The organism is Cognataquiflexum nitidum (assembly GCF_022538055.1).
GTDB lineage: Bacteria > Bacteroidota > Bacteroidia > Cytophagales > Cyclobacteriaceae > Cognataquiflexum > Cognataquiflexum nitidum.
In genome coordinates this window covers 21,485-30,027 of sequence record NZ_JAKZAM010000041.1, presented here as the reverse complement: position 1 = coordinate 30,027, position 8,543 = coordinate 21,485, and the positions used below count along the sequence as shown (strand labels likewise).

At 40.3% G+C, this 8,543-nt stretch carries 9 protein-coding genes; 3 read left to right on the top strand and 6 right to left on the bottom strand.

Features of this window, described 5'->3' with window-relative positions; translation table 11 throughout:
* Positions 1-45 precede the first annotated feature (45 nt).
* From MMU07_RS19965 to MMU07_RS19945, 5 genes are all read right to left on the bottom strand, one after another.
* Positions 46-414, bottom strand: a complete 369-nt coding sequence (locus MMU07_RS19965; protein WP_241128376.1) for a DUF4142 domain-containing protein — start codon at positions 412-414, stop codon at positions 46-48.
* A gap of 75 nt (positions 415-489) precedes the next feature.
* Positions 490-1,053 carry a hypothetical protein gene (locus MMU07_RS19960; protein WP_241128375.1) on the bottom strand — a complete coding sequence of 188 codons (564 nt, stop codon included), beginning with the start codon at positions 1,051-1,053 and terminating at the stop codon, positions 490-492.
* A 185-nt stretch (positions 1,054-1,238) separates the two neighbouring features.
* The gene (locus MMU07_RS19955; protein WP_241128374.1) at positions 1,239-1,814 is read right to left on the bottom strand and encodes a YciE/YciF ferroxidase family protein; all 576 of its coding nucleotides are present in this window, start codon (positions 1,812-1,814) and stop codon (positions 1,239-1,241) included.
* 62 nt (positions 1,815-1,876) lie between these two features.
* A complete protein-coding gene (locus MMU07_RS19950) occupies positions 1,877-2,860 on the bottom strand; it encodes a manganese catalase family protein (protein WP_241128373.1) in 984 nt (327 codons plus the stop codon).
* Between the two features lie 68 nt (positions 2,861-2,928).
* Positions 2,929-3,084, bottom strand: coding sequence for a hypothetical protein (locus tag MMU07_RS19945; protein WP_241128372.1), 156 nt, complete (start codon positions 3,082-3,084; stop codon positions 2,929-2,931).
* A gap of 284 nt (positions 3,085-3,368) precedes the next feature.
* On the opposite strand from MMU07_RS19945, the gene MMU07_RS19940 reads away from it, so the two are divergent.
* Both MMU07_RS19940 and MMU07_RS19935 read left to right on the top strand, forming a co-directional pair.
* Positions 3,369-5,855 carry a S9 family peptidase gene (locus MMU07_RS19940; RefSeq protein ID WP_241128371.1) on the top strand — a complete coding sequence of 829 codons (2,487 nt, stop codon included), beginning with the start codon at positions 3,369-3,371 and terminating at the stop codon, positions 5,853-5,855.
* A 345-nt stretch (positions 5,856-6,200) separates the two neighbouring features.
* Positions 6,201-6,611, top strand: coding sequence for an OsmC family protein (locus MMU07_RS19935; protein ID WP_241128370.1), 411 nt, complete (start codon positions 6,201-6,203; stop codon positions 6,609-6,611).
* An 82-nt stretch (positions 6,612-6,693) separates the two neighbouring features.
* Here MMU07_RS19935 and MMU07_RS19930 read toward each other — a convergent pair whose 3' ends face one another.
* Complete coding sequence (locus MMU07_RS19930) at positions 6,694-7,374, bottom strand: potassium channel family protein (protein ID WP_241128369.1); 681 nt, start codon at positions 7,372-7,374, stop codon at positions 6,694-6,696.
* Positions 7,375-7,761: 387 nt separating this feature from the next.
* Between MMU07_RS19930 and MMU07_RS19925 the strand changes: the two genes are divergently transcribed.
* Positions 7,762-8,529 carry a DUF1538 family protein gene (locus MMU07_RS19925; RefSeq protein WP_241128368.1) on the top strand — a complete coding sequence of 256 codons (768 nt, stop codon included), beginning with the start codon at positions 7,762-7,764 and terminating at the stop codon, positions 8,527-8,529.
* The last annotated feature ends 14 nt before the right edge of the window (positions 8,530-8,543 follow it).

The window sequence follows — 8,543 nt, the reverse complement described above, 5'->3', positions numbered from 1 at the left end:
CGACACCTTGATCAAAAAGTCAGAAAATGTCCTCCAAAACCTCACTCATATAGCTAAATTACAACCTGAGTAGTTACAATTATTCAACTCAGCAAGAGTTTTGGTATGACTTACTTCCATCATTTTTCCCAGCTCTTTGACATGTGGAGTGGTTCCTTTTTCTTGGGCCAATTTTCCTAAGCTGATCTCTTCCAATTGAATTTCGGCTGCTGCCATCAAAAACTTCACGCCGTTGTCATTGTCGATAACAACAATGGTTTCGTCGTCATTGGTAAGTCTAGAGATGTTTTCTTCCTCAGCAACTTCCATTGAATCGGTGGTTTTGTTTTCTGAACAAGATGATGCAAAGAACATGGTGCCTGCGACACAGATCGTATGCAGCAGGATAGATTTAATATTGATTTGAGTTTTCATAGTATTGTTTGGTCTAGTTTTTATAAAAGATGCAAGAGATCGGTTAAAACCCCTTGCAAAAAGTAATGTGGTATTTTACCAGTGAATTTCTTCACCACGGTTGGTTCTCCAGTTGTCCTCCAAATACTTGGCATCTTCGGCATTTCTTGGAGTCACGGAAATGACCACATTGCCTTCTTCGATTCCTGATTCGTACAATTTCGCCCTTGCTTCAGGTATACCCGAACCTACCAAAGCCCCAATGACACCACCTGCAAGTCCACCTGCGCCGGCTCCTGCCAGTCCGGCAGCTATCGGTCCTGCTATCAAAATCCCAAGCCCAGGAATGGCGACACTGGTACCAATGGCAGCAATGACGCCCACGATGGCTCCTAAAGTACCTCCTATAGCAGAACCTTTACCGGCATGTTCTGCTGCTTTGGTTCCTATTTCAGTTTCTTCGGATACCTCATCTGCATAATGTGTTTTTCGGGTTTCGTCAGACATGATCAAATTGATTTCCTCTTTTGAATAGCCTCTTTCGTTAAGGGCGTTGTAGGCATTTTCCGTGCTTTCGCGGTCACTGAACATTCCTGTCAAGACTCTTTTCTCAGAGGTCGTATCCAGTGGGACTTTATTTTCATAGCGTTGATTTTCCATTTTTAATTGGTTTAGTTTTATATGATTAGGATTGTAATTCTGTTTTTATCTGATTAGCTACATTGACCCAAAAGAAAGTAGATGATGACAAAAACAACGATTGTCCCAAGGCATCCCCCACCCATTTTTTTTGCGCCGTAGCCGGCAATCAGGCCTTTGAAAATATTGTTCATGCTATTTTCAGGTTAAGCTACTTCCTCAGCTGCTTCGATGTTGACGGCGTCCATTGCGACATCGGATAATTTGAGGTCGGCTTCTTTTTCTTCCTGAAGGGTGGTTTCCAATAGTTCGGAGACCTTATCCAATCCCAAAGTTTCGGCAAACTGTCTCAGCGTGCCATAGGTTGCTATTTCATAATGCTCCACTTTCTGCGCTGCGGAAATAATCCCTGCATCACGCATAGAACCTTCTTCACATTCTTCCATGATACCGGAAGCCTCTTCAATCAGCCCTTCCATGGCATCACATTTTTTTCCTTCCGCTTTGACTTTGATCAAAGAGAAAATCTCCACCAATCTGCTCAAATGGCCCTTGGTCTCTTCAAGGTGAGATGTCAATGCCTTTGTCAAATCCTCTGAAGTGGCATTTTTGATCATCTTTGGCATTGCTTTTACCAGAGCGTTTTCCGCCCAATAGATGTCTTTCAATTGATCTTCAAACAACTTCATCAATTGGGATGATTGCATGGATGATTTTTTTCCTGATCCGGAACTTTCTGAACCTGAGGTAGACTTTGGGGATATATTTTTCTTGTTTTCCATTTTTCTGTGGTTTTTTGGTTTTGATTAAAATTTATTTTTAAATGTCGTTGGATATGCTTTTTCTATTTTGAAGAAATGCTGCTTTCCTGATGCCTTGATTTTTCTGTATCCTGGTATACAGACCAACTCATGATGCCATTCTTAGGAGCAGTGGCTTTGTCAACTGTTTGCTTCCTTTCTGCACTCAATTCTTTATTTGCAGATTGGACAGATTTTTCTGTACGCTCAGTTCCTTTGGCTTTCTCATCTAATAGCCCATTGGTATCTCTGACATGTTGGAGCGGGTCCTCGATCGTTTGCCATTCTTCGCCCATCAAAGGGCTTTTACCTTCATTCCAGGGACCTTTGAAATCCTCTCCTTTGGACATGTTGAAGTATTTATTGCTGAATCTTGGATCGCTTTCCAAAATCCCGGGAGGAAAGTTTGGTTGGATGCTGTCCAAGGCTGCTTGGAACATTTGGAAATGGGCCACTTCCCTCGTCATCAGATACCTTAGCGACTCTTTGACGTAAACATCGTCAGTGAACTTCATCAGGTTTTCATACACCATTTTGGCGCTTGTCTCGGCACCGATATTCAGGCGTAAATCTGCGGTCAGATCACCCATTCCCATGATATAAGTAGCACTCCAAGGATTGCCGACACTGTCGGTAAGGGTAGGCGTCCCGCCACTCACAATGAAAAAATGTGGATTGACCATGGCTTCATGGATATAATCTTCCTTGGCCGCTGAGCCATCAAGTACTTTAGTCAAATCAGATTCATCTGCAGCATTTTTCAATTCTCCATTGACTCCGGTCAGTAACATTTGGATCGTTGCACCGACAATCTCCAAGTGACTGAATTCCTCAGTGGCGATATCCATCAGCATGTCATACTTGTCGGGCGCCGCTTTCCTGCAGCCAAATGCCTGCACAAAATACTGCATGGCTGCTTTCAACTCTCCGTTTGGACCTCCAAACTGCTCGAGTAATAGTTTTGCGAACCGAACATCGGGCTTGGAAACCCTAGCATTGAATTGTAATTCTTTTACATGGTGAAACATATTATTGTGGTTTAGTTAAAAGGAGCGTGTTTGGTTAAAATTCTAGATTTCCGGATCAGTCGTTTGCATTATTTTTTTTTGATCTCAGGTTCATCATTCATCTCGCCTATGATTCCTTTTTTTTTATCAGAGTTCACTTTTGTTTCCTTTTGGTCAGGGTTGTCATTTAACCTTGACAAGGTTCCATTATTTTGGTTAGACACTTTTTTGGGTGACTTTTTCATATTATTGTTTTTATTTATTTATTGAATTTTAACAATACAAAAATGAGGATTATCATCTTGGAATAATTACTGATTATTGTGTTTTTGTTATATATTTTACGCTTTATAATACTGTAAAACAATCAATTACATAGCTCTATCACCGACCCTATTCAAGTAAAAAAATGTATTTCTATGACTCCAAGGCAACTATTTTCAAAAAATCAACTCCTAATTTTTCCACCGACGGTTATCCATAAAAATCCCTTTTCAGTTAGTTTCGAATTCATAAACCAAATTGACTAATGAGAAAAATTCACCTAATCTGTTTCCTGTCCTTTTTGGTAGGTTCTGCCCTTGGACAGGAACTTCCCACAAAGGGCAACTATGAGCTTGCAGCGAGATTTTCGCCTGAAAAGCTAAAAAAAATGATTTTTTCCACTGAGGTGGATGCACATTGGCTAAAGAAAACAGATCGTTTTTGGTACCAATATGAAACCACCGCCGGCAAAAACTGGTACCTCGTCAATCCTGCTACCAAAAGCAAAACCCAGCTTTTTGACAAAGACAAACTCGCTGCCGAGATATCCAAAATCGTCAGAGACCCTTTTGACGGTCAGCATCTCGATATCAGCAACCTCAAATTTTTGGAGGATGAAAACACTATCCAATTCAAAATCAAAAGCACAAAGGACGTTCTAAAAAAAGATTGGGCTGAAATAAAGACAAAAAACAAAAGCGCAAAGGATTCTCTTGAAAAGAAAACATTTGTATTCCGCTATGACCTGAATAGCCAACAACTGACTGAAATCAAAGATCCTGAAGAAGACGCCAAAAGATTGGCTTGGGCCAATATCGCTCCTGATTCCTCCAAGATCGTTTTCGTAAAAAATGAAAACCTTTATTGGATGGACAAAGCCAATTTCAAAAAAGCCATCAAAGATGAAAAGGACAGTACCATCGTAGAAAACCAGATTACGACTGACGGAGAAAAGGACTTTGGCTACGGAAGCGGTTTTGGTCGGGGTGATGATAACGTAGAGGAAGAAAAAAAGAAAAATGACAGAAAGCGGGCTAATATTCTCTGGTCGCCAAATTCTACGGAATTTATTCTGACCAAAACAGACCAAAGGAAAGTAAAAGACCTTTGGGTAATCCACAATACCCGTGACCCGAGACCGACCTTGGAAACATACAAATATTCCATGCCGGGAGAAAAAGAGCAGCCTATCTCCTATCTGCTACATTATTCTTTTGGTACACAAAAGATGGCTAACCTGGAAATAGCAACCTTCAAAGATCAGACTTTGGGACTTTGGACAGAAAGCTTTCCTGCGGCTGCCAGAGACGATGAATTCAAGCCTATCAAATGGCTGGGCGATCAGAACTTTTTCTATTTTTCCATCACATCACGGGATTTGAAAAAAATTGATGTGCTCAGGTGGAACATCAAGGAAGGTAAAAAAGAAGTCCTCATCGAGGAGCGTAGCAATACCTATATCGACATCGCCAAACCGGAAATTATTTCCAATGGAACTGAAATCATCCATTGGTCAGAGCGTGATGGTTGGGGGCATTTTTATCTCTATGACATGAAAGGCAACCTTAAAAGACAGTTGACATCAGGTCCTTTTCATGCAGAAAGCATTGTCCGTATCGATGAAAAAGGCCGATTCCTTTACTTCATGGCCAATGGCAAAGAAAAAGGAGAAGACCCTTACTATGAGCACTTGTACAAAGTCAGTCTCAACGGTGGGGCGATTATATTGCTGAATCCGGGTGATTTCAACCACAGTACCTCGATGAACGACAAAGCTACTTTCTTTGTAAACAATTATTCGAGGGTAAATACGACCCCTGCATCAGGGCTCTATGATGCGCTTGGCAAAAAGGTTATGGACTTGGAAATTGCAGATTTGAGTTCACTATTTGCTGCAGGATACCAATTCCCCGAGCCTTTCAAAGTCAAAGCAGATGATGGAATCACCGATTTATATGGTGTAATGTACAAGGCTTTTGATTTTGACAGCACCAAGACCTATCCCATCATCGAATATGTGTATCCGGGTCCTCAGACTGAAGCTGTCAACAAATCCTTCGGAAGAGGATTGGACAGAACCGACCGATTGGCACAGTTTGGTTTTGTGGTGGTGACAGTCGGCAACCGCGGAGGACATCCGGGGAGGTCCAAGTGGTATCACAACTATGGATACGGCAACCTGAGAGATTATGGATTGGCTGATAAAAAGGCAACTGTCGAGCAGTTGGCTGATAGACATGCTTTCATTGACAAATCCAAAGTCGGGATTCACGGACATTCCGGAGGCGGATTTATGTCTACAGCCGCAATGTTGGTATATCCTGACTTCTTCAAAGTAGCGGTATCGAGCGCCGGAAACCATGAAAACAACATCTACAACCGTTGGTGGTCCGAAAAGCACCATGGAGTCAAAGAACAGATTTCACCCAAGGGAGACACCACTTTTGTCTATCAGGTTGAAAAAAATCCAGACCTGGCCAAAAACCTAAAAGGAAAACTGCTTCTCGTGACCGGTGACGTGGACAACAACGTCCATCCTGCCAATACCATCCGCATGGCCAATGCATTGATCAAAGCAAATAAGAGGTTTGACTTTATCATACTTCCGGGGCAGCGACATGGTTTTGGAGATATGACCGAATATTTCTTCTGGAGAATGGGCGACTACTTTGTGCAGCATCTGCTCGGAGACAATACTCCTCCACCTACAGATATGATGGAAATTCAAAGAGAAAAAGCACTGACTAAGTAGAAATGATGGATGAATATATACTTCTTTGCCAGTAACCTTAGATTCTCCTCTTCAGTCGGGACGGAAGACCGAAGTCGGAAGACCGATGTACCGGGCAGTTCAGTCCTTAAACGGGAATTAGAATGGATAATCTAATCCACAGGCATAATTGCGTAAATCCAAAATAAAAATAGTCATATATACATATACCAAAAAATCAAAACCAAGGAGCTTATTGTTAAACCTGAGTTCCTTGGTTTATTTTGAATTTTTAAACAAAAACATAAACCTAATGCCATGCTTCTGGTGTTAAAACGTAAATCATTTTCTATTTTTAAATTCTTAAATACTTTAAACCAAACTAACATGAAAAGAAAAGCGACAGCCGTATGGCAAGGTACAGGGAAAGAAGGCAAAGGCCACCTGACTACCCAAACAGGAGTTTTGGACAAGACCCAATATTCATTTTCATCCAGATTTGAAGATGGCATCGGAACCAATCCGGAAGAGTTGGTAGCCGCTGCTCACGCAGGATGCTTTGCGATGAAACTGAGCTTCAACCTTACCGGAGCGGAATTTCCACCAAAAGAACTCCATGTCGAAGGTATCATTACTTTTGAAGAAGGGACTATAAAGCAATCAAAACTCATACTTACAGCAAAAGTGGATGGTATTCCTGAAGAAAAATTCGCTGAATTGGTAAAAGATGCCGAGCAAAACTGCCCAATTTCAAAATTGTTAAATACCGAAATTGTGGTAGAATATACCCTCAATTAAAAAGGGGCACCAAAATCATAATCCTGCATGTTTTCCTTTTTTTGGTTCTGAATCATGAGAAAGTTAAAAATGCAGGATTTTTTTATGCCTGCTCTTTAGTGGGTGCGGAAGAAACCAACTTTGCAATAACTACTGCGGGATAAAGTATTCCAAAAGCAGACAAAAAGACCGCTAACATTTTTGAGGAAATATTACCGGGAAGAATATCTCCAAAACCTACGGTAGTAACACTCACCAAACTGAAATACATATAATTTCCAAAATCACGGTCATTGCCCTGAAACTCCAAGTTCCCAATAATAGCATTCCCACTTGACAACTGCATCAATTCAAACCCAAACGAACCCATCAGGGCTACGAGTAGGTAAACATTGATGGCACCGATGACTCTGTAGCGGTTGACTTCATTATCTCTGAACAATAACCTGAAATTAATGATTGTAAAAACCACCAAGTTGAGTAAAATGACTATTCTTTCCTCATAGTAAAACTCAAATGGATTGTCGCTGAACCTGATCATTCTCAACACAATATGGATTACAACCAAGACGGCTGCAATGATAAAATAGACCTTTTCTCTGGCAGAAAACATCCCTATTAAGAAAAGCATGATAAACATGGCATTTAAAAAATAAGTGGAATCCTCTTTTTTATCGATCAAAACAGGAAGTATAAAAGCCGTAAACAAAAGCATCATAAGCAGCGTGAAAAATGAGGCATCTGATTCCCAATATTGTTTTGATTTTTGAATGATTCCTTTCATCTATTCTGATTTTTATTGGACAGGCGACAAAATGTAGCTGATATTTATCTAATTCAAAAATCGAATACCGCAATTCTTTCCTATCGCTAACCTCCAAAAATCCCCTTCATCAACTTTTGACATAAATAGCATAAAACCAATTGCATACTCTCCATTTCAACCATTACTACTATAAATTGACTTCAAGACTTAAAGGACAAGCGAATCCTAAAAACCCAAATCGTTCACCTTAACTGAGTCTGCTAAAATATCAGACTGAATCTAATCTATAGTGAGTGGATTTCACAGATTCAAAAAAATCTTTTAAACGGGACAAATTTTTCGTTTTTGAATCTTGATTTTTATTTTATCTTGGAAAAGCATAGTAGATAAAAATTAAGTTTCCTGATGAGAGATCCTTCAAAATATTTTAAGAAGTCTTACCATATTTTGAAATACTTATTTCTTAAACTTCGCTCTGCATTCATGGATTTGCTGCCAATCCTTTCTGTGGTTACCTTTTTCCAGTTGGTAATTTTACGTCAGCCTTTTCCCCATTTTGAAGAGATTATTTTTGGCAGTATCATGGTTTTATTGGGGCTCATGCTATTTATTGAGGGACTCGAAATGGGTCTTTTTCCGATAGGTGGAAATATGGCTTTTGCCCTAACAAAAAAAGGGAGTGTCTTTTGGATATTGATTTTCTCATTTGCTTTGGGGTTTTCTACAACCATTGCCGAACCTGCTTTAATTGCTATTTCAAAAGAAGCGGCAAGGGTTTCAGCGGAAGCAGGCTTAATCGAAAATGCAGAAGGGTCTAGGGATTCCTATGCTTTAGGCCTGAGACTATGCGTTGCTTTTTCTGTTGGAATAGCTATTCTCATCGGTGTTTTAAGGATACTCAAAGGCTGGCCATTGTACTACATTCTTATTGGTGGTTATATTTTGGTGGTAATTATGACAATGATTGCTCCTAAAGAAATCATTGGGATTGCATACGATACCGGCGGAGTGGCTACTTCTACCATAACAGTTCCATTGGTCACTGCACTCGGAGTAGGATTGGCCTCAAGTATCAAAGGAAGAAATCCCCTTACAGATGGATTTGGGCTGATAGCCATTGCGGTAATGGTGCCCATGATATTTGTAATGGCTTATGGTTTATTTATTTATTAAAATGATAAAGCATT